The sequence below is a fragment of the Pandoraea sp. ISTKB genome (assembly GCF_001721285.1).
Taxonomy (GTDB): domain Bacteria; phylum Pseudomonadota; class Gammaproteobacteria; order Burkholderiales; family Burkholderiaceae; genus Pandoraea; species Pandoraea capi.
Genome location: NZ_MAOS01000045.1, coordinates 35,629 through 56,200, shown reverse-complemented (window position 1 = coordinate 56,200; position 20,572 = coordinate 35,629). Strand labels below are relative to the sequence as shown.

General features: G+C 62.2%; 16 protein-coding genes. 9 read left to right on the top strand and 7 right to left on the bottom strand.

Annotation, left to right across the window (positions count from 1 at the left end):
- Positions 1 to 11: 11 nt before the first annotated feature.
- The 6 genes from A9762_RS17835 to A9762_RS17810 all read left to right on the top strand — a co-directional run bounded on the left by A9762_RS17835 (position 12) and on the right by A9762_RS17810 (position 6,001).
- The gene (locus tag A9762_RS17835) at positions 12 to 908 is read left to right on the top strand and encodes a branched-chain amino acid ABC transporter permease (RefSeq protein WP_069343349.1); all 897 of its coding nucleotides are present in this window, start codon (positions 12 to 14) and stop codon (positions 906 to 908) included.
- Complete coding sequence (locus tag A9762_RS17830) at positions 905 to 1,912, top strand: branched-chain amino acid ABC transporter permease (RefSeq protein ID WP_083254045.1); 1,008 nt, start codon at positions 905 to 907, stop codon at positions 1,910 to 1,912. The genes A9762_RS17835 and A9762_RS17830 overlap by 4 nt, the downstream gene beginning before the upstream one ends.
- 16 nt (positions 1,913 to 1,928) lie before the next feature.
- Positions 1,929 to 2,720, top strand: coding sequence for an ABC transporter ATP-binding protein (locus tag A9762_RS17825; protein WP_069343348.1), 792 nt, complete (start codon positions 1,929 to 1,931; stop codon positions 2,718 to 2,720).
- Positions 2,713 to 3,354, top strand: a complete 642-nt coding sequence (locus A9762_RS17820) for an ABC transporter ATP-binding protein (protein ID WP_069343347.1) — start codon at positions 2,713 to 2,715, stop codon at positions 3,352 to 3,354. Before A9762_RS17825 ends, A9762_RS17820 begins: the two co-directional genes overlap by 8 nt.
- Positions 3,355 to 3,414: 60 nt before the next feature.
- The gene (locus A9762_RS17815; RefSeq protein WP_069343346.1) at positions 3,415 to 4,575 is read left to right on the top strand and encodes an iron-containing alcohol dehydrogenase; all 1,161 of its coding nucleotides are present in this window, start codon (positions 3,415 to 3,417) and stop codon (positions 4,573 to 4,575) included.
- 724 nt (positions 4,576 to 5,299) lie between these two features.
- Positions 5,300 to 6,001, top strand: a complete 702-nt coding sequence (locus tag A9762_RS17810) for an autoinducer binding domain-containing protein (RefSeq protein WP_069343366.1) — start codon at positions 5,300 to 5,302, stop codon at positions 5,999 to 6,001.
- A 60-nt stretch (positions 6,002 to 6,061) separates the two neighbouring features.
- On the opposite strand, the gene A9762_RS17805 is transcribed toward A9762_RS17810, so the two are convergent.
- From A9762_RS17805 to A9762_RS17795, 3 genes are all read right to left on the bottom strand, one after another.
- A complete protein-coding gene (locus A9762_RS17805; RefSeq protein WP_240493614.1) occupies positions 6,062 to 6,805 on the bottom strand; it encodes an acyl-homoserine-lactone synthase in 744 nt (247 codons plus the stop codon).
- A gap of 148 nt (positions 6,806 to 6,953) precedes the next feature.
- Positions 6,954 to 7,256 carry a hypothetical protein gene (locus A9762_RS17800; RefSeq protein WP_069343344.1) on the bottom strand — a complete coding sequence of 101 codons (303 nt, stop codon included), beginning with the start codon at positions 7,254 to 7,256 and terminating at the stop codon, positions 6,954 to 6,956.
- A gap of 95 nt (positions 7,257 to 7,351) precedes the next feature.
- Positions 7,352 to 8,230, bottom strand: coding sequence for a hypothetical protein (locus A9762_RS17795; RefSeq protein ID WP_139133282.1), 879 nt, complete (start codon positions 8,228 to 8,230; stop codon positions 7,352 to 7,354).
- 247 nt (positions 8,231 to 8,477) lie between these two features.
- Between A9762_RS17795 and A9762_RS17790 the strand changes: the two genes are divergently transcribed.
- The 3 genes from A9762_RS17790 to A9762_RS17780 all read left to right on the top strand — a co-directional run bounded on the left by A9762_RS17790 (position 8,478) and on the right by A9762_RS17780 (position 12,416).
- The gene (locus tag A9762_RS17790; protein ID WP_069343342.1) at positions 8,478 to 10,865 is read left to right on the top strand and encodes a hypothetical protein; all 2,388 of its coding nucleotides are present in this window, start codon (positions 8,478 to 8,480) and stop codon (positions 10,863 to 10,865) included.
- Positions 10,866 to 10,969: 104 nt separating this feature from the next.
- A complete protein-coding gene (locus tag A9762_RS17785) occupies positions 10,970 to 11,860 on the top strand; it encodes a winged helix-turn-helix domain-containing protein (RefSeq protein WP_069343341.1) in 891 nt (296 codons plus the stop codon).
- 10 nt (positions 11,861 to 11,870) lie between these two features.
- Positions 11,871 to 12,416 (top strand): hypothetical protein, encoded by a 546-nt coding sequence (locus A9762_RS17780; protein ID WP_139133281.1) that lies wholly within the window; start codon positions 11,871 to 11,873, stop codon positions 12,414 to 12,416.
- 111 nt (positions 12,417 to 12,527) lie between these two features.
- On the opposite strand, the gene A9762_RS17775 is transcribed toward A9762_RS17780, so the two are convergent.
- The 4 genes from A9762_RS17775 to A9762_RS17760 all read right to left on the bottom strand — a co-directional run bounded on the left by A9762_RS17775 (position 12,528) and on the right by A9762_RS17760 (position 20,525).
- Positions 12,528 to 14,846, bottom strand: coding sequence for an autotransporter outer membrane beta-barrel domain-containing protein (locus A9762_RS17775; protein ID WP_170836267.1), 2,319 nt, complete (start codon positions 14,844 to 14,846; stop codon positions 12,528 to 12,530).
- Between the two features lie 164 nt (positions 14,847 to 15,010).
- Positions 15,011 to 17,269 carry an autotransporter outer membrane beta-barrel domain-containing protein gene (locus A9762_RS17770; protein WP_069343338.1) on the bottom strand — a complete coding sequence of 753 codons (2,259 nt, stop codon included), beginning with the start codon at positions 17,267 to 17,269 and terminating at the stop codon, positions 15,011 to 15,013.
- A gap of 340 nt (positions 17,270 to 17,609) precedes the next feature.
- A complete protein-coding gene (locus tag A9762_RS17765; protein ID WP_069343365.1) occupies positions 17,610 to 18,755 on the bottom strand; it encodes a glycosyltransferase family 9 protein in 1,146 nt (381 codons plus the stop codon).
- A 189-nt stretch (positions 18,756 to 18,944) separates the two neighbouring features.
- Positions 18,945 to 20,525: a rhodanese-related sulfurtransferase gene (locus A9762_RS17760; RefSeq protein ID WP_240493613.1), complete on the bottom strand. Its 1,581-nt coding sequence runs from the start codon at positions 20,523 to 20,525 to the stop codon at positions 18,945 to 18,947.
- Positions 20,526 to 20,572 lie beyond the last annotated feature (47 nt).

Below are 20,572 nucleotides of genomic sequence, written 5' to 3'. Positions count from 1 at the left end.
GAGAATGCGAGATGTCGCAGATCTACGCCGTCCTGGTGGACGGGGTGATGTACGCCGCGTGGCTGTTCCTGGTTGCTCTGGGACTGACCCTCGTCTACGGCGTGCTCAAAATCTTGAACATGGCACACGGCAGCCTCTACGCGTTGGGCGCGTACGCTGGCGTGACGCTGATCGGCCCGTGGGTCGCCCAGGGCGGCAACCTCTACGTGAGCTATCTGTTGCTCGTGCTGGCGGCCATCGTCGCCGGCGGTGCGATCGGCTTCATCATGGAGCGCGGCATTCTGAAGCGCTTCTACGGGCAGGATCCGGTGGTGCTGCTGCTCGTGACATACGCCCTCTTCCTGATCATGGAAGACGCGATCAAGCTCGTCTGGGGCGTCGATCCGTACTCGGTGTCCGAGCCGTACAGCTTCCTCGGCAACTTCGATCTCGGCGACCTTTCCTATCCGAACTACAACTTCCTAATCGTGGGCGTGGCGCTGGTCGCCGGCATCGGCCTCACGGCGTTCCTGAAGTACACGCGTAGCGGCCGTCTGCTGCGCGCGGTGATTCACGACCGCGAAGTCAGTCAAGCGATGGGCATTCGCGTGAGCCGCTACTTCGTGGTGACGTTCATGGCAGGCGCCGTGCTCGCGGCCATCGGCGGTGCGCTCACCGCCCCCACGGTGTCGGTCGCGCCCGGTATGGGCGTCGAGATCGTGGTGCTCACGTTCGCGGTGGTCGTCATCGGCGGACTCGGCTCGCTGCCCGGCGCAGCGTTCGGTGCGTTGCTCGTGGGTCTGGTGCGCGCCAGCGCCGTGCACTACTGGCCGCAAGGCGAGCTGTTCTCCATCTACATCGTCATGGCGCTGGTGCTGGCTGTGCGTCCGAAAGGCATCTTCGCTCCGCTGGAGGCTCGCAAGATATGAGTTCCGCAATCTGTTCCCAACTGCGCGCGCCCGGCACGTGGCTCGCCGTGGCCGGCTTCGTGGTGATCGGCGCCGCAGGCCTCGCACTGCCGCAGTGGCAATTTCTGGTGTCGGTGGCGTTGTCTAAGGGCATCGTCGCGCTGGGTCTCGCGCTGCTGTTGCGCACGGGACTCGCCTCGTTCGGTCAGGCGTTGTTCTTCGCGGTCGGTGCGTATTGCGTCGGTCTCGGCATGAACTATTACGGCCTGACGGAGCTGTTCGCGCTGCTCGCACTCTCGATGGTCGTCTCGGCAGTGCTGGCGTTCGTGCTCGGTTTCCTGCTCGCACGCTATCGCGACATCTTCTTCGCGATGCTCACGCTCGCGCTGTCGATGATCTGCTATGGCCTGCTGCTCAACAACGTCGAACTCGGCGGCAGCGACGGCTTCAACGTGAACGCACCGACGCTCGGCAGCAGTGCCGAGCCGTGGCAACTCACGGGCACGAACCTGTTCGCCGTGGGCTTCATTGCGGCCATCGTGTGCGTGATGGTCGTGGCGCTGTACATGCGCTCCACGCCGGGACGTCTGGGCCCCGCCATCAAGGACAACGAGATCCGCGTGGAGTATCTGGGCACGTCGGCGCGCGCGAACATTCATCTGACGTACGTGATCGCCGGTGCGCTCGCCGGACTGGGCGGCGCGTTGCAGGCGTTCAACATCGGGCACATCGATCCGGACATGGCGTTCTGGACGACCTCTGGCGAATTCGTCTTCATCGCCGTGCTCTCCGGCACCCGCTTCGCCTTCTCGCCGTTCATCGGTGCACTACTGCTGGAAGTCGCACGCGCCATGGCCTATCGCTACGCCCCGAATACGTGGCAGATCGTGATGGGCGCGATCATGCTCGCCATCATCGCGTTCCTGCCGGGCGGGCTGACGAGTCTGGGCCTGGGCCGTCGCAAGTCCACGGCGGCGCATCCGGTCACGCAGACGTCGACCGCCACCGCCTCGGGCGATGCCTGACACGAAGGGGCTCCCTATGACATCGAAACACATCATTGAAGCCACGGGTCTGCACAAGACCTTCGGCAGCGTCACGCCCGCGAAGGACATCACCGTCAACATCGACGCGCAGAGCGTGGTCGGACTGATCGGTACGAACGGCGCGGGCAAGACGACCTTCGTCAACATGCTCACCGGCTACATCAAGCCGGATCGCGGTGAAATCGTCTTCCGTGGCAAGCGCATCACGGGTCTCGCACCGCGCAAGATCACGCGGCTGGGCATCGCGCGTTCGTTCCAGATTCCGCAGCTCTTCGGCTCGCAGACGGCGCGCGAGAACATCGAGATCGCTCTGGCGATCTCCGGTCTGCCCGCCGAGCTGGCCAACGAGAGTCTGGCGCGTCTTGGCGTGCTGGAGTTTGCCGACATGATTTCGGGCACGCTGCCCGAAGGCGTTCGCAAGCTGCTGGACATCGCGCTCGCCATGGTCTGCAAACCGGAAGTGCTGCTGCTCGACGAGCCGACCTCGGGCGTGGCGGCGGAAGAGAAGTTCGACGTGATGAACCGCGTGCTCGACGCTGCGCGCGCGCTCGGCATCACGGTGCTCTTCGTCGAACACGATATGGAAATCGTGCGTCGTTACAGCCACCGTGTGCTGGCGTTCTGCGACGGCCGCATTCTGGCCGACGGCACCCCCGACGTGGTGCTGGCCGACGCACAGGTGCGCGAATTGATCATTGGCGAGACGGTGGCGGCGGCGCCCGCTGCCGGCCATGCAGGACATGCAGGACATGCAGGACATACGACAGCCGGAGTGCACCATGCTTGAAGTCGACAACCTGAACGTGCGCTTCGGCGCGACCGACATTCTTCGCGGGGTGCGCTTCTCGGTGCCGAAAGGCGCCATCGTCGGTCTCATCGGCCGCAATGGCGCGGGCAAGACCACCACGTTGCGCGCGATCATGGGACTGGTGAAGTCCAACGGCGGTTCGCTGTCGTTCGACGGTGTGGACCTGGTCAAGGCGCCCTCGCACGAACGCACGTCGCTGGGCATCGGCTACGCGCCGGAAGATCGCCGTCTGATTCCGGACATGACCGTCGAAGAGAACCTCTGCGTGCCCGCCTGGGCATTGAAGGCGAAAGACGTGCAGACGCGTCTGGACAAGGTGTATCGCATCATTCCGGAAGCCCGCGAATGGGCGCCGCGTCGCGCCTTGCAATTGTCGGGAGGTCAGCAGAAACTGGTGGCCGTCGGACGCGCCCTGATGACGAGTTCGCGCCTGCTGATGCTCGACGAACCATTCGAAGGCGTGGCCCCTGCACTGTCGAAACGCATTGCCGAAGTGATCGGACAGATGCGTGGCGAAGGCCTCGCCGTGATTCTCTCCGGCGCCGACTTGCAACACGCCGGCGCCGTGCTTGACGACGTCTACCGAATCGATCGCGGCCAGATGGTCGCGTAACGCCAGCCGTCGCCCCGGTCGTATCGCTCATTACCCACAAGCTTCACAAGGAAAACGATCATGAATGCGTTTCGTTTCCAGACGGTCCCCACCGTCGTCGTCGAATTCGGTGCAGCGCGCCGTCTCGGCGCCCTGCTGCGCGAGCAGTTTCCCGCAGGCAAGCGTCTGTGTGTCGTCACGGACGGCTTCCTGCACAAAAGCGGCTTGCTCGCCCCGGCGCTGGCCGATCTGGCCAAACACGACTGGCAAGTCGCGGTGATCGACGACGTGATCGCCGATCCGCCCGAGCACGTGGTGCTCGAAGCCGCCGAGCGCGCGCGTGCCGCCGACGCCGAGATCGTGCTGGGTCTGGGCGGCGGTTCGTCGATGGACGTTGCCAAGCTGCTCGCCGTGCTGCTGCCGGGCACGCAGTCGATCAAGGAGATGTACGGTGTCAAGAAGGTGACGGGCTCGCGCCTGCCGCTCGTCCAGATGCCGACGACCGCCGGCACCGGCTCCGAAGTCACCGCCGTGTCGATCGTCACGACCGGCGAGACGACGAAGATGGGTGTGGTCGCACCGCAACTCTTCGCGGATCTGGCGATTCTCGACGCGGAACTCACACTCGGCCTGCCGCGCGCGGCCACCGCCGCAACGGGTATCGACGCGATGGTGCACGCTATCGAAGCCTATACCTCTGCGCATCTGAAGAACCCGATCTCGGACATGCTCGCCGTCAAGGCGCTGGAACTGCTCTCACGCAATCTGTTGCCCGCCTGCAACGACGGCAACGATCGCCGCGCGCGTGAAGCGATGCTCGTGGGCGCCATGTTCGCCGGACAGTCGTTCGCGAACTCGCCGGTGGCCGCCGTTCACGCGCTGGCCTATCCGATCGGCGGTATCTTCCACGTCGCACACGGCCTGTCGAACGCCCTGGTGCTCTCTCATGTCATGCGTTTCAACGCAAGCGCCGCGAGCCCGCTGTACGCCGAACTGGCCGACGTGATTCTGCCCGGCGGCGCCACGGGCAGCGATGAAGCGAAGACCGATGCGCTCATCCGGCACATCGAGTCGATGATCGTCGACACCGCCATTCCCCGCACGCTGCGCGAAGTCGGCGTCAAGCAGGATGACATCGCGCGCATGGCCAGCGATGCCATGCTCCAGACCCGCCTGCTCGTGAACAACCCCCGCGAGGTAACGGAAGCCGACGCTTTCGCGATTTACAGCGCGGCGTTCTGAACGAACGTTGCGCGGCATGCCCGGAAAAATCGAATCGACCGTCGATTTTCCCGGGCATGCCACACAGAAAGGAAATCAACAAAATTTTTAAATAAGTGCATAATCCAGGCTGCACCGTCGATTCAGATCGCATTACCCACACCCGGCACGCTGGAATTCATAATAATTAAAAGTATTGCGAATTTCCAACAGTCCCACCGAATGCCCGTCTCGGCCACCACTTCGGACATCGAAGCACCAATACCAGAGCGGCTTTCCGGCAATTCTCGAGTGACCGCCAATCAACAATGAAAATCACTCGCAAATTACATAGCACCCGCGATTTTCAAGGTCAATATCTCAAATGAATATTTCGAAATTCTAAGGGTCTCGTTTTTTGCGACTTTAGATGCAACTCGTGAAAACCACAAAAACGACGCTTATTCTTCAGTCCACTGATGCACAGATTTCATTCGACAACGCGGGAATTACCCGCCTGGCGTCAGGGCACGAAGACTGAATTGTCATAGGGTTTTTAGTTGTACGACAGTCCATCTTCGTAGCATGCAGTGCCATCAGCAGTGGTAATTCAATTGAAACTCCGACGCTTCGATTTGCCCACGGGGCATCACACGATTCAGATCGTGTGATGGCTAAACTCGTGCGTTCATGACGTATTGTCGGCATGACGATGTGCATGCCGTGGTCAGAACATCTTTGAACAGGAGACATCATGTCTTCCCTGATGCATCTGCTCGAAACGATCCATGACGACTGCACCGACGTTACCGACGCGCACAATTTGTTCTTACGCGTCGATAACTTCTCGAAGCGCATCGGCTTTGACTACACCGGCTATGGCTACTACAGCCATCGCAGTGCAACGCAGTCCGATTTTCGTATGTTCGACTCGTACCCCGAAGGGTGGACGCCCTTCTACAACGAGAACAACCTGATCGATATCGACCCCATCATCACGGCCGGCAAACATAGCGATCATTTGCTGATCTGGCGAGACCCTTCGCTTCCGGCGGCCGAGTGCTTCTGGAACGCCGCCACGCAATTCGGCCTTCACCACGGCGTCTCCCGTTTGAGCTGGGGTCCGCACGGCGAATTCGGCATGTTGAATTTCGTCCGCTCACAGGAGCCGCTATCGACCTCGGAGATCGGCTCGCTACGACTGGGAATGGGCGTGATCGCCCACTACACGCACGAAGCCATGAGCCGGCTTCTACGCCCCAAGCGCCCCCCTTTCGACGTGGAGGCCCTCTCGCTGCGCGAGCGCGAAGTCCTGCTCTGGACCGCAGAAGGCAAAACGGCCGATGAGATCGGAGAGATCCTCGGTATCTCCACCCGTACCGTCAATTTCCATATCCGGAATTGTCTCGACAAGACCGGATGCAGAAACAAGGTGCAGAGCGCGATACGTCTCGTCATGTGGCGTTGACGCGCTGCCGCAGGCGCCGCCACCGTAAAAGAACGGCGGCGGCGCGGCATCCACCGCGCACTATCTTCCTGATGACATGCCGGACACCAGGCCGGACGACGCCCGTGAAGGCCGGATGACGTCCGCCGCCGTGCACGACGCGCCCCACGGCGCCAGATGCTCGGCGGCCGCCCGGACATTGCCGCCAAGACTCAGGGCCCGCAGCGTCATCGCATCGATATCGATGCGATACGCCGCCACCCAACGACCGTCGATCCGATAAGCGGCGCCCAACTTGTGCGTCGGCACCCCCAGCCTCACGAACAGACGCGCCAGGCTCACGAACGTGACGCCAATCAACCGCTGCGCGCCCAATGCGCGCGCCGTAAAGACCGCCGCACGCAGCAGCTCGCGCGCGCCCTGTGTCCTGTCCGACGCCGTCGTCTTGCGCTCGGTCTTGCTCTGCTCGTCACACGCAAATCGAGACAATTCCCAAACCGGAGTATCGAATCGGTTCGCCTCGTCGTCACGCGCTGCCACGGCATCGCCGACGTCGACCGCCGCTTGCAGATCGTCGACCAGATGACGAAAGTGGTCGCCCAGCAAATACCGGTTGCGCGCCGGCAACAACCGGGCGCATCCGACGATAGCGTCTTCGTTGCCACGCAGTGTCACATAGACGGTATCGTCGTGATCATATTCATCGGACTCCTCACCATCTTTTCGCAAAGGAAGCGTGGCGGAATGCGGCACTTGCCATCCGAGCTTTTCAACGAAAACACGGTGACGAAAGCGTGCGATCTCCGCACGCGTTGACGGGATCATCTGGGCGCCCCGCAGGACATCGACTCGCATCGCAAACCTCCATCTTGTGTAGATGGAGGCAGGGTATCGAGTGAAAAAATTGCGGAAAACTGTCAACGTTGACAGGTGATCTTGATGCATCGCGCGACGATACGCATTCACGAATCGCTCACCAACCGGGATATGGCCCACCGTTGCCGGGCACACTCAACAGCGCGCCGGGAGACATCGCGCCGGTCTGGTCTTCAGGGAAGTATTTGAAAATCGAACCGGGCGGACTCGTGAGGTCGACGGCAAGCACCGGCATGAGTCTTCCCGTCGTCGCCATGTAGTCCTGCTGGATGTATTCAGCGCCGGGCTTGGCATTCGCGCTGGGATAGAAGAATGCCTCGATGGGTATCTGTTCCGGAATGTTCTGCGGCCACGCAGCGAGAATGATCTCGTTGTGACCGGTCGTGTATATCTGTCGCAAATCGACCAGAACGCCGAACTGTGCAACGCTTGGGGAAAGTCCACACCCCTCCCCCGGTGCACTTCCGTGAGTCGCCTGCCATTGCGCCGCCGTCGTTATCCCTCTCGCGTCGCAGAGGCGACCTGCGCATCTTCGCCATCAAGATCGTCGTAGTCGAGTACGCCATTGCTGACCTTCACGACGGCAGGCGCATCGTAAATCGCACCGCCTGTTTCCACTTCGATGAAAGCAGACGGCGCGCGCCCCGACCAGTTTCCGACCACGTCCCGGATCTCGTAGGTCACCGCCACGTCTTCGCCGTCGCCGCCCTGCTCGACGACGTCCGCCGGCACCATCACGATCAGCGGCTGCCCGACCTGAGTCTCGTCAATCGGATCGATGTCGAGCGATGCCGCGCCCCAGAACAGCCTTGCCTTGTCGCCGTCCGTCATGTTCAGCCATGGCGCAATCTCCACACGCAGCCCTTCCGGTGGTACCGCATCGATCGGACCCGGCGGCAGGATAGCCTCTTCCAAGCCTTCATTGGTCGGCCAGCTCTCGGGAATCGGATCGTTGCCGCCGGGAATCTCCAGTTTCACGAGCACCGTCGTGTGCGGCGACTCGACCGGCTCGGGATCGCCGAACGAGGAGATACGTTCGTACCAAACGTCGACCATCCCGTTGCCCACAACAATGACATCCCGTACAGGCACTTTCATGTGGAAGTTCGGATCGTTCGGAAACTCGACGATCAGCAAGTCGACGATCACGTCCACGCGCCCCCAGTACAGGCGCAGCGTGTCGCCCTTGAGCATCAACGGATTCCACGGCACGGTGACATCGAGATAGCCCTCGAGATCGGCGTAGACCTCCTGCCGCCGGATGCCGCCGTTAGCGTCAGCCAACGGCACGACCGGCGCCTGTAACACCAGCACCTGTTCATGATCGCTGGGGCCATGGGGGGAAAGCAAGGAAGATGTGTCTCGCATGTTCATGGTCGACCTCCGGTGTGGCGCAGGGAAGCAGCAAGGAAGCGCACGCATTTCGCAAAGCGAATCGAGAGAACGACGAGCGCGGCGCGGAGAATCAATGTCGCTCTCATTGCTCGCGTCCGACAACTGTCAACGTTGACAGGCACGAAACACCGCAACGCGTCGGGTGCCTGTCAACGTTGACAGTTACCGGGCGTCGAAGCGCGCGCCACACTCTGCGAACGATCTACCCACCGCGTGGAGGTTCATCATGACCAGCAAGCCCAAGAGCAAGGCCCTGCTTCGTAACGACAACGCACCGGCGCGTTCCAGCCAGCGCGTTCCGAACGGGCGAAAAAACCAAAACGGCCCGTCGCCGGACGCGACGATCGACCCCAACGTCGTCGTCCAGCACCCCAATGATTTTCCGCCAGACGTCCCCCCGTACAATCTGATCAGAACGGACACGTTGGGCAATCCGCTGACATTCACCGCCCCGCTATACGATGGGATGTACGCCGGCTGGGAATACCGCATTTATATCGACGCCCAGTGGGACGACAAAATTCTTCAGGTCGATGCCGACGATATCACCGCCGGTTTCCTGACGATCGAGCTTGCGCCGGAGGTCTATGTCATTGAGGACGTCCACAGCTTCATGTACGACTGCAAGAGCGAAATCGAAACCATTTTCAACGACCCCTGCCAGCCAGTCCTTTTCACGATCGACCGTGAGGCGCCAGGGGCGCCTATGCTCGGAGAACTCGAGTTCCCCGATGAGGTCGATGGCTCACTGACGGATGCCCTGCTCACCCAACTGGGCGATGTCCTCGTGGGTGAAGTGCCGAGCTACTACGGGCGGGTGCACGGCGATACGCTGGTGGGTTTCGTGCGCAATCTCGATGGCGATGAAGAGGTGAGCGTTGCGGTTCAGATTCCTTACGGAACACCGACGACCCAACCGATCGAACTGGAATTCACCCGCGCCATGCTCGCGAATCTCGGTGACGGATTGTTGACCTTCACCTACAGGGTCACCGATCTCGCGGGGAACGAGAGCCTGGAGTCCGAACCCGTCATCATCGACGTCTATCTGACACCGGGCATCGCCGATCTGGACCCACCCATGGTGCCGCTGTTCGACGACGACGACGACACCGCCCCCAACTTCAAGATCATCAATGAGGAAGACGCGCGCACACCGGTGACGGTGCAAATTCCCGGTCACGCCGATATCGTGACAGGCGACCGGGTTGTCGTGTTGTGGGGGAACAGAGAACAACCGCCGGTGACCTTCACCGGTCCCGACGGCACGATTCCCGTCATTCTGGACATCCAGATTCCATATGGCGAAGTCGCGGGCGAATGGTCTGACACGCCACCGGATGGTGACGGCTACGCAGCGGTTGACGTCACCTACATTCTCTATCGGGCGGGCCGCGAACTCGGCCGTCCACAGGCCCCCCACCCGGTCAACGTGAACCTGGATACCGCGGGCGGTGTAGACCCCGATCCGGAAACGCCGGAGAACGAAGCACTGGGCGCACCGTATGTGCACCACTCCCAGTGGAACAACGATCAGGTGAACTTCATTCCCGACGCGGCAATTGAAGAGGACCATGAGTTCTTCGTCCCCTGGTTCAAGCGAGACGAAAACGGCAACCCGACAGGTGAAGACGCTTTTCGCGCAGCGGACCTGATTTTTGCCCGTTATGGCGGTACTGCACTCGCCGTCAAACCCGTGCTGGTCGACGATATCAATGACAAAGTGGATATGCTGATCGTCCTGCCTTGGGCCGTCGTCAAGGCGGAGGGGAGCGGCATGAAGGAGATCCAGTACACCGTCGGACGCTATTACCCGCCCGAAAACGGCGAAAACATCTCGCTCTCCCCATCGGCCGAAGTCACGGTCGTGGACAGCGGCGATATTCCTGGCGGTCCGGACGGTCTTCTCTCCGCCCGTTTCGATGAGACGCACGTGCTGTGGAGCTACGTCTCACGCGAAGGCCACGCACCGATCACCGTGAAAGCGTACGAGTCCATGCGAATCGGCGACGTCGTACGCGTGCATGTCACCGCCGACGAGTACAACCCGGTCGATCAAAGCTACGGCGACCCGTATCTGCGCGCAGAATGGGGTGGGCCGAACGGCGAGGGCGAGCACCCGGTTTATCCGTTCGAGATCACTGTGACCGATCTGAATGTCGACAAGGATCTGACATTCGGATGGCCGCTGGAACGCGCCGAATGGACCTATCCGTACGGCATGGCTCGCGTCACTTACAAGGTCACCCGTGCGGACGGCAGTAACTCGGCAGAAGCGCCGCCCGACGCCGATCAGCGCACGGATATGTCCGGTCGCGGCGAACCGCCGGAAGAACCGTTGTCGATGCGCACTGCGAAGCGCCCGACGGTAGCGGAAATGGTCACGCTCAGCCGATCGGTGCCGAGGAAGGAGTATCAAGCGGCGCTCAACAAATTCGTCAATCAGTGGCGCACGAGCCCGCAGCGCCGCAAAAGCACCCGGGAGCGTCGCCTGAACAGCGGAAGGGCGGTGGCTCCGGTCGCGCGCGCCGACGATACGAAACTCAGCCCGATCCAGAAAAAGCTCCGGGAGATCTCAATGCGTCCGATCCCAAAAACGGAGCCGAAAGAGTAACATCAGGTGAAACAAAGTGCGCAGCCTGAGCGGAATCCGCTCGGACTGCGCGCCACATTCACCTTTCCCACTCCGCCAGGACGCCCGCCGTCCTGGCGCTTTCTATGGTCAAGTTCCTGATCGGCGGCATCGCCGGCTTCGACACCGATACGTTCGCGCTCGTCTCGCGTCACGACAGCACACAATCCGTGCCGCTCGGCGCCGCCGCGGGCCGCTGTCTCCAGGTCCTGCTGGAGGCCGACGGTGAAATCGTCACCAAGAAAACGCTGCTCGCTCAGGGCTGGGAACAATACGGCGCGGTCGTCTCCGATAACAACCTCAGCCAGTCGATCGTACGCATCCGCAAAGCGCTCCAGCAACTCGGCGCCGATCCCTCAACACTCATCACCTTGCCGCGCATCGGCTACCGGATTGTGGGCGTGGAACGGGTGTCCCCCCACACGTCAGGCCAGTCACGCGAGCCGTCGAGCGACATCGCCGAATCGAAAAAAGGCGCCGATGATGAGGAAATCACCCAAAGTGAGACGCAATCTGGGGACCTTTTACCCACCGCTTTAAGCGTTGTTGAAGTCAGTGAAACTTTGGCGTCGACGACGACATCGGTGCGCCACGGGATCCGCCTCGGCAAGGCAACTTTTGTCTGGCTTGCCTGTGCCGCAATGAGTGCTGCGCTGGCCTTGTGGATCATTCCGAAAATTCACGGCGACCTGCGCTCGCAAGCCGTCGAAGTGCAATGGGAACCCCTGGATGCTGCGCCGGAAAACCGGGTGTTCGTGCCGCCCGATCTCAGGCAGGACAAGGCCTATATCGATGACCGGCTCGCACGCCTTGCCCGCACGCCGCCGACATCGGTCGACGATCTGGCGAAACGCCTCGTCTATCTCAATGGCTCGCAGGGCAAGGACGTTGCCAGCTATTTCCTATGCCTCGCCCCTATCTCTCAACCCGACCCCGACTGCGTGTCGTATCTGCTGATCGATCATCTGACGCCCTGAATCCGACGACATGAGTCCCGCTTCCCCTCCCCCCACCGCAAGCCCGCCCGCCGCCCGGCGCATCACCCGCCGCACGCTTTGGCTCGGCGTGGCCGTCGCGGCGATCGTGCCATGGATCGCCGCGTGGTCGCTGGTACCGGACAAGCGCATCGACTGGCGTTGCCTTGCCGATCTCGAATTCGACACCGTCACGACAGACGGCAAGCTCGTGCAGGTGGTTGGCACGATGGCGTCGGAGTACGCTCGCAACGGCACCGGCACGGCGCGATTTGCCGGACGCATTCGTGAGGTCGACACGATGCACGTGGTGCACCGCATGAGCGAATTCGAGTACGTGGCACTCGACAGCATGGTGCGCGTGAGCACCGTGCGCGCGAGCCGTCTCAAGACCGACGACGCGCCGGACGACCTTGTCTTTCAATACGTCTACGGTGGGTTCAAGCCCGGCCATACGGACTACTTTCAGGCAATGCGTACAGGGTCAGGCATGAGCGTGGGATTCAACGACCGTCCGCGTGTCTTCTGCGCTGCACCGCCGACGACCGATCCTCGCTGATCCCCACGCCCAACAATCACGACATAAAAAAGCCTGACAGCGGCAAGGCTGTCAGGCGAAGTGCACGAGGTGCACAAAGAGGCGTTCGTATACGCTACTTCGCTTAGGAGATCAGAAGCGGTAGCGCACCCCCACATTGACGCCCCATGGTTTATCCAGTCGCTTGCCGACCGAGTAGCTGGCATCGGCGTAAGCCTGGAGATTTTTGGTCATTTGCGCGGCCAGCCCGAGACCCGCTTCGAAGCGCGTGCCGGAGATGTCGTTCTTCAGACTGATATCGTTCGCGGTCACGGTATTGCCGTTGGCGAACTCATGCGTCACCGCGAGCTTCATGTACGGCTGGAACGTGCCCTTCGACGTCTCGAACGTCTTCCCGACATTCACGCCCAACGTCCCCAGCACGGACACCGTGCGGTTCGACCTGGCGTGCATGCCGTTGTCCAGCGTGAACTCCGAACCGCCCGCCCACATCCCGGCCACCTGCGCAAACGGTTCGACGAACCACTGGTTCTGCAACGCGATCGTGCGCCCCAGTTCTGCCGACAAGCCCACGCCGTGCGTGACGAAATCGCCCTTGCTGCGCACACCGTCTCTCATGCGCACATCGAGTTCGGACGCGAAGCGGTTGTACTTGAGCACACCGTCGAAGTAGTAACCGTTCTTGCCCATCCACGTGGCGTATGCACCGGCCGTGTGGCTTTCGATGGTGCCGGTCGAACCGGAATTGAAATCGAGCCGGCTCGTGCTCGTGCCCAGCATGCCGCCGATCAGCCAATGGCCGTGATCGCCGCGCATCACCACGGCGTCGCTACCCGCGATCACCCCCCATTGATCCTGGCTATACCCCTGGCCCAGCGCGGGCCTCGCATGAAAACGCGAACCGAACGTGCGCGCCCATGCGCCACCGTTGTCGCCTTCGCCCAAACGGGCTTCGCCCAGACGCGAGCGCAACACCGCGTGCTCACCGAGCCATGCGGTCGGCAGGGCGTTGTGAATGCCAAGCACCGTGTCGGTACCCGACGACACCTCACCCGAACGTTCGAGGTACCACGACTGCTCGCCGCCCGCCTCGCCCGACGATTTGAGTTCGTAGGTGTACACCCCGGCGTCGACCTTGTCGCCCACGAGTGAGAACGTGGCGTCGCCACCGGCCTGATCCACGAGCAACTGAGTCTCAACGCCGCCCTCCGTGCCGGTGTTCTTCACCAGCAGCTTGTGATTGCCCGATGCCTCGGTATCGTTCACATTGAGCTTGTCCGCCGCGCCGATCACGAGATCCGCCTGCATGGCGAACGTGCCGCCCTCGCCCGAGAGCTTGTCGACGTCGAACGTGTGCCACGTGCCTTCAGCGGCGGTACCGTGAATGTCCACGATGCCGCCGGACATGGTCAGATCCGCAATGCGGCTGTCTTCGACCAGATTCCACGCACCGCTGTCGGACAGCGTCAGTTTGTCGGTACCGATCAGGCGTCCGGTGAGCGAGCCGTGGTTGGTGATCGTCACGTCGCTGTCGACGTAATCGTTGAAATCGAAGTCGCCTGTCAGTTGGCTGTTGTTGACCTCGACGTCGACTTCGAACGGCTCGTCGCCGATCGATCGATAACCGGCTTCGATCAGCTTCCCGTTGCCGCCGTGCAACTCGCTGCCGTTCGCAATGAGAATGCTCGCCTTGAGGGGGATGCGTTGCTCGACGTCATCGATCCAGATCGCCGCCCCGCGCTCGCCTTCGACCCGAGTGTTCGACAAGATCAGTCGGCTATGCGCCTCGTCGATACGACTCTCGGAGATCATCGCAAAGCCATGCAAGCCCCCCTTGATCGACGAGTCCGAGATTCTGGCCGTGGCGTTCTGCAACTGAATCGCGTGATTGGTTCGCCAGTTGTCTTCCCGGCCATCATGCTCACCGATGATCGTCGATCCGTGGATGGTGACGTCAGCGTCTTCGCGAATCAACATGGCACGGCCCCGCCCGATGACGGTGCTGTTCTCCAGATGAAATATCGGGGGTGTCCCCTCCACGGACGCGTGGTGTTGGCCGCCAATCATGACGGCGAAAGTATCCAACGCGTGGATATAGGAGTTGCGCACCGAAGCCTGGCTGGAGACGCCCATGTAAAACAGGCCCTGACCGTCGGGTGTCACGACGTTGGTGTTACCCACCATGCGTACGCCGTCGATGTCGGCCATTGCGTTCGAAGTACGACCTAAATGGATGTACGCAGGGTTGCCCGTACCGCCCGGCTTGATGGTCAGCGAGGAGCCGTTGCGCAAATACCAGCCCTCATCACCGTAATCACCTTCGAGCACTACGTGCTCGTTATCCAGCTCAGCGGCGCTTGCCGGCACACCCAAACTGCCAAGTGCTACGGCAACCGCGAAACTGATTGCCCGAAGAGAAACCTTGGCGGGCAACTCGCCCGCAGTCGTCATACGCATACTCGTCGTTTCCAAAATAATTACAACGACGAGAAGCGTAGGGTAATCCCCCCATAAATCTGATTACTCACACAACAAAACACCAATATTCATAAAATTTCATCAATATTTCGTCATATTCATTAACGCAAGCGACATCCTCAACGACCCTGACATTGTCAGAATGTGTACCGCAGTCCGGCCTGAAAGCCCCAGGGTTGGTTGATGTGCCGCCCGACGCTCGATTCAACTTCGGTATAAATCTGAAGGTTCTTGCGCAGTTGGCCCGCGACGCCCGCCCCGAATTCGAACCGTGTCCCGGAGAGATCGTTATTGAAGGTAATGCCGTTGACCGTCACCTGATTGCTGGTAATGAACTCGTGCGCCAGCGCCAGTTTCACGTACGGTTGAATGATCCCGCCGCCCGACAGCGAGATGGTCTTGCCGAACGCTGCCCCGACACGCGCCTGCACTGAACCGGTGTGCGACGTGTTGGAGACCATGCCGTTGGTCAGCGTGAAGTCGTCGCCGCCCACACGCAACAGCGCCAGATGCGCGTATGGTTCGACGAACCAGTCATTGGCAAATTTCATGTGACGGCCGAATTCGAAGGTCGCGCCGAAACTGTTTTCGCCGAAACTCCCGTGCGCGCCGGTGCCATCGCTCATGATGACGTTGGCGTCGTTCGAGAAGTGGTTGTAGCGCAGGACTGTCTCGAAGTAGTACCCCGTCGCACCGAGCCAGGTGCCGTACAGCCCGGCGGTGTAGCTGTTCACGCCCCCGGTCGAGCCACCATCGAACGAGAGTTTGCTGTGGCTGGTGCCCAGCAGCGCGCCCGCGAGCCATGTTCCACCCCAGGCTTGCCCGACGACGGCATCGGCCCCGCCCATCACACCGTATTGCGTTTGACGATAATCCACACCGGCGGTCGGCGTCGCGTGGAACTGCTTGCCGAACGTGCGCACCCACACGCCACTATTGCTCTGGTCCTGGAGACGCACGTCGCCGAGCCGGCTTCGCAGGATGGCCTGCTCGCCGTACCAGACGGTCGGCGCCACACCCGAAATGCCGATCACCGTTTCCGCGCCCGGCGTCAGATCCGGCCCGCCCGGCTCGCCCGGTTGCGCATCGGTATTGAGCACCCAGTTGTTACCGTCTTGCCGCAAGTCGTAGCTATAGACCCCCGCGTCGACCTTGCCGCCAACGAGCGAAAACGCTGCGCCCCCGCCACCGGTCGTCACCACCGTCAACGGCGCGATCACGCTGGGCTCGGCCCCTGTGTTCGTGATGTGAAGCTGATACGTGCCCGTTGCATTGCCCGTGACGGCCAGCAGATCGCCGGAATGCGTGGCGATATTGGTGTTCATGTTGAAGGCGCCGTTGCCGGAGAGCGTGCCGAGCGTGAGCGTATGGAACGTGCCCGTGCCAGCGGCCGTGCCGGAGATATCGATAGTCCCGGCATTCATCGTGACCGTTGGCACCGAATTGTTGCCGGTGAGCACCCATTTCGATCCCGAATTGACCGCGAGCGACGTGAGGTTGGTCAGCGCGCCGGTAAGCGTCGTGTTGTTTTGCAGTGTGAGATTCATGACGGCAGTGCCGTCGCCCGTGATATTGCCGGTGAGCGGCGAATTGTCGATCGTGATGGCCGACGTGATCGTGCCGACACCGCTGATCAGATTGCCGTCGGAGCCGGAGATCTTCGTACCGCCATCGATCAGAAGTGTTGCCGTACGGTTGGCCGTCTGCCCGGGCGATGGCTGGATCAGAATCCCGGCGCCTCCTGTACCGACAACATTGACACCGGTCAGCGTTGTCGTCGAACTCGAACCGCCCGCCCCGGTCGTCACCCAAAAGCCGTATTTCCCAGTCGTCGAACCACCGTTCATGACCACGGTCGAGTCGAAGTTCGCGACCCCGGCGTTAAACGAGCCGCCGACGGTGCCGGAACCCGAACTTAGCGTGGTGTTATTCAGTGTCAGCGTCCCTTTCAGGCTGACCTGCGCGCCGATTGCGAAGCCGGTGATCGTGCTGTTCGTCACGGTCGCCGTCGGCGATGTCCCGGTCAATCCAATGCCGCCCAACGCAAGGCCGACACCGCCTGTACTGCTGATTGTCGAATCGTTGATCGTAGCGCTCGAATTGAGCAGTGAGACGCCGGGGTTTGTCGACACGGTCGAGCCGACCGTGGCCCCCCTGAGCGTGACTGTACTGTCGGTGTCGACCAGAATGGCGTTGGTGGCTGCGCCGGTGTCTACCGTGAGCGCCCCCCCGTTGTGCACCTGCCAGGTCTCGGTCGCATCGCCCGGCGCACTCACGGTCTGTGAGACACCGTCCACGACTCCCGCATGCGCCTGTGCTGCCAGACAGGCACCGAGAATGCCGATCGCACGCGCGATCTGATGACGCTTGAGCGTCACGGGCTTTGACGTCTTCATACGGTTCTCCTATGCACAGGCATGACAAACCGATCGATACGACAAGACCGACGGACATACGCTCGATGTCGTCCGCCGACGAGAGCCCCGTGCACGTCCGCGCCATTCCCCCGAAGGATCACGGACCATCACGCCACACCACAGCCACAGCAAGGGAAAACCCTATGCAATCATGAGGTTGCAGCGTCTTTAATGATTGAAAATTAAGTTCTGCCGAGCAAAATCGCACCTGTCAACGTTGACAGGTGCCAGTACTGCGGTTTTGTGCAAAGCTCGCTGCGCGACCTTCTCGCGCACGCGGGACCGAAGACCGATGCCGGGGACGGCAGGAGGAAGGGGATCAGCGAGCCGCGTCGGGCGCGTGATTCGGCACGAACGACGGCGTGCCGGCAAGGGTTGCGACAATGGTCTGCGCCAGCTCGACCGGATCGACGGCGCTCACGTCACTCTGGGTCTGCAAAGGTGTGGACTGGCAACGCGGTGTGAGGCGCAGATACGGCGGCTCTGCCGCAGCGAACAGGGTGACGCTCGGTGCGCGTGTCGTATGCGCCACGTGCATCAGGCCACCGTCCGCGCCGACGAATAGCGACGCATTCGCGATGACACGCTTCGCGTCACGCAACGTCAGCTCGCCAACGAATGAGACCAGTTCGAGGTGCGGGAACTTCGTCTGCATGAGTTCACCGGCGGCCTGCGCACCGTTGCCCGAACCCAACAACACAATGCCCGTCGGCATGCCCGGCGCGAACGCGGCCTCGTAAGCGTCGAGGCACGCGCGCCAGTGCGCATAGGTGCGGCGCGGCTCGACCCCGCCCATCGCCAGCACAATGAACGGTCCGGACGGCAAACGATTGATGATCGCTTGCGGCAATTCCATCTCTTCGCGCAGATACGGTTTTGCTCGGGCAAAGAGTTCGTCGGGGGCGAGTTGCAGGTCGAAGACATCGTTGACGGCGGCCAGACTGAATTGCGTCTGATTGCGATCCGGCCCATGGAAGAAGCGGAACAGGCAGGCGAACGGAAGCGCCGCGAAAAAGCGGCGTTTGATGCGCAGCGTCGGGTAGTTGAATTCCTGCAAGACCACGACATCGTAGTTCGCAGGATCGACGGCCGCCGGATCATCGTAGATGTTCCGGAAAATATCGTCGCCGTCGAACACGGCCTTCAGGCCCGATCCGATGAGCAGGTCGACCGGGCCTTCGCGATCACGCAACAAGGCGCGGCCCGACATGTCCATCACGGCATCGCCAACGGACGCCTTGCCGCCATAGATCCACAACACACGTGCCTGCGGCGCGACGTGCCGCACCTCCCGACCCGCCTGACCGCTGAGCGCGAGACGCAGGCGGCGATGGAGGTACTTCTTGGCGACGGAGAACTTCGAGGTGCGTTGCAGGAAGACGTCCGGCTCGTGGTACACCCACTCGTAAGGAATACGGGTGCACGGATCGATGAGGCTGGCGAAGCGGCGCTGCGGCTGTGACATGGGATCGGTCGGATCGAAGGCAGGTCGGCCGCTGCGCAGGCGCCGCGTCACATGACGAACTCATTGAGCCTTCATGGCGAACTTGCGGGCGCGCGCGAGGCGGCTCTTGAAGTTCGGGAGTATGCCACGGGCGGGGAGCCGCGAGAGGTGGCTACCCTCTGACGCATGCCCCTGCCCGTAATGCCGCCTTCACACGACCTGAAAGTGGTGCGTGCCGTCACGATGCAACTGGTCGACGAGACCGAACTCCCAGTCGAGGTAGGCCTGCATGGCCTCGGCGGCATTGTCGGTGCCTTCGTACGGACGACGGTAGCGGTCGTCGCGCGCGCTGGCCAGATGCGTCTCGCCGGATTCGAGCGGCAACCCGGCATTGATCCATGCCTGCGTGCCGCCATCGAGCACCACGATCTCGGCATCGGTCAGACGCCGCAGGTCGGCGGCCGCGAAGCGTGCCAGCAGGCTGGAGCCGCAGGTCAGCACGTAACGCTGCACAGGGCCGATCTCACGCAGCGCCTGCGCCAGACGTGCCCGAATCACGAACCATGCGCCCGGGATATGACGCTTGACGTAGTTGACGCCCGACGTGAAGTCGAGCACCGCGATCTGACCGGGCGTCGCATCGTCGAGCCAGCGTGCGAGCAACGCGGGCGTGACCGTGTCCACATCGGGCGCGCTCGGCGTGTGCAACGGCCAGCCGCCCTGCGCGTCGCGCGCCTCGTCGCCGTGCGGCTCGACCACATACACCGTCCAGCCCATCTGGGCGAGCCACGAGCCGGTCATGTCGGCACGCACGCCATCGTTGTCCGCGAGCACGATCCACGCACCGCGCACCGGCGCCTGATGATCCGTCTCCTGCACCAGTTGGCCGCCCGGGGCGTTCGCGAAATCGGGAAGATGTCCCGCCGCGTATTCCTCCGGCGTGCGTACGTCGAACCGGTAGACGGTGCGCCCCGGGGCATTCAGCGACGGCAGGTCTGCCAACGCAATCCGACGCACCCCGGCACGATCCGCCACGTCACGTGCGCCTTCGCGGGCGACGGCCAGCGTGGCATCACGCACGGTCGACGGGTGACGACGGTCGGCGCCGCGCTCCAGCGTCTGGCCGGCAAGTGTCCAGCCGATGGTGCCGTTGCGCAGGGCGGCAACCGGATTCGGCAGGCCCGCATTCACGAGCGACTGCGTGCCGATGATGCTGCGCGTGCGTCCCGCGCAGTTGACGATCACCCGCGTGGCCGGATCGGGCGCGAGTTCGCGCACGCGCAGCACCAGTTCCGCGCCGGGCACACTCGTCGAGCCCGGAATGTTCATCGTCTGGTATTCGTCGAAACGGCGGGCGTCGACAACGACCACGTCTGCATCGGCATCGAGCAGTGCCTGCACTTCCTGCGCCGAGAGTGACGGCGTATGCCGCAGCCCTTCCACCCACTCGCCGAAGGCTTTGCTCGGCACGTTCACATCGCGGAAGACTTCGCCGCCGGCCGCGATCCAGCCGTCGAGGCCGCCCGCAAGCAGATTGACGTCGGTGTAGCCGAGCTTGCGCAGCACGGCAGCGGCACGCGGCGCGAGGTCTTCACCGTCATGCACGCCGTAGACGACGATGCGCGTGTCACGGCGCGGAATGCGCGCCCACGCGTCGATCTCCACACGCGAGAGCGGCAGGTTGGCGGCCCACAGCGGGTGTGTCTGCGCGAACGGGTCTTCCTCGCGTACGTCGAGCAAGGCGATTTCGTTACGCGCAAGCAACGCGGCGCGCACCTCGGCATAGGTCAGTTCGGGAAACGCGGCGTCTGCGGTCTGCGACGATACGTCGTTGGATG

What these genes read in the sequence shown, in the direction of transcription:
- A9762_RS17835 (WP_069343349.1), top strand. Translation starts at nt 12, where the DNA reads ATGTCGCAGATCTACGCCGTCCTGGTGGACGGGGTGATGTACGCCGCG.
- A9762_RS17785 (WP_069343341.1), top strand. Translation starts at nt 10,970, where the DNA reads ATGGTCAAGTTCCTGATCGGCGGCATCGCCGGCTTCGACACCGATACG.
- A9762_RS17795 (WP_139133282.1), bottom strand. Translation starts at nt 8,230, where the DNA reads ATGAACATGCGAGACACATCTTCCTTGCTTTCCCCCCATGGCCCCAGC.
- A9762_RS17765 (WP_069343365.1), bottom strand. Translation starts at nt 18,755, where the DNA reads ATGTCACAGCCGCAGCGCCGCTTCGCCAGCCTCATCGATCCGTGCACC.
- A9762_RS17815 (WP_069343346.1), top strand. Translation starts at nt 3,415, where the DNA reads ATGAATGCGTTTCGTTTCCAGACGGTCCCCACCGTCGTCGTCGAATTC.
- A9762_RS17790 (WP_069343342.1), top strand. Translation starts at nt 8,478, where the DNA reads ATGACCAGCAAGCCCAAGAGCAAGGCCCTGCTTCGTAACGACAACGCA.
- A9762_RS17775 (WP_170836267.1), bottom strand. Translation starts at nt 14,846, where the DNA reads ATGACGACTGCGGGCGAGTTGCCCGCCAAGGTTTCTCTTCGGGCAATC.
- A9762_RS17780 (WP_139133281.1), top strand. Translation starts at nt 11,871, where the DNA reads ATGAGTCCCGCTTCCCCTCCCCCCACCGCAAGCCCGCCCGCCGCCCGG.
- A9762_RS17820 (WP_069343347.1), top strand. Translation starts at nt 2,713, where the DNA reads ATGCTTGAAGTCGACAACCTGAACGTGCGCTTCGGCGCGACCGACATT.
- A9762_RS17805 (WP_240493614.1), bottom strand. Translation starts at nt 6,805, where the DNA reads ATGATCCCGTCAACGCGTGCGGAGATCGCACGCTTTCGTCACCGTGTT.
- A9762_RS17770 (WP_069343338.1), bottom strand. Translation starts at nt 17,269, where the DNA reads ATGAAGACGTCAAAGCCCGTGACGCTCAAGCGTCATCAGATCGCGCGT.
- A9762_RS17830 (WP_083254045.1), top strand. Translation starts at nt 905, where the DNA reads ATGAGTTCCGCAATCTGTTCCCAACTGCGCGCGCCCGGCACGTGGCTC.
- A9762_RS17810 (WP_069343366.1), top strand. Translation starts at nt 5,300, where the DNA reads ATGCATCTGCTCGAAACGATCCATGACGACTGCACCGACGTTACCGAC.
- A9762_RS17825 (WP_069343348.1), top strand. Translation starts at nt 1,929, where the DNA reads ATGACATCGAAACACATCATTGAAGCCACGGGTCTGCACAAGACCTTC.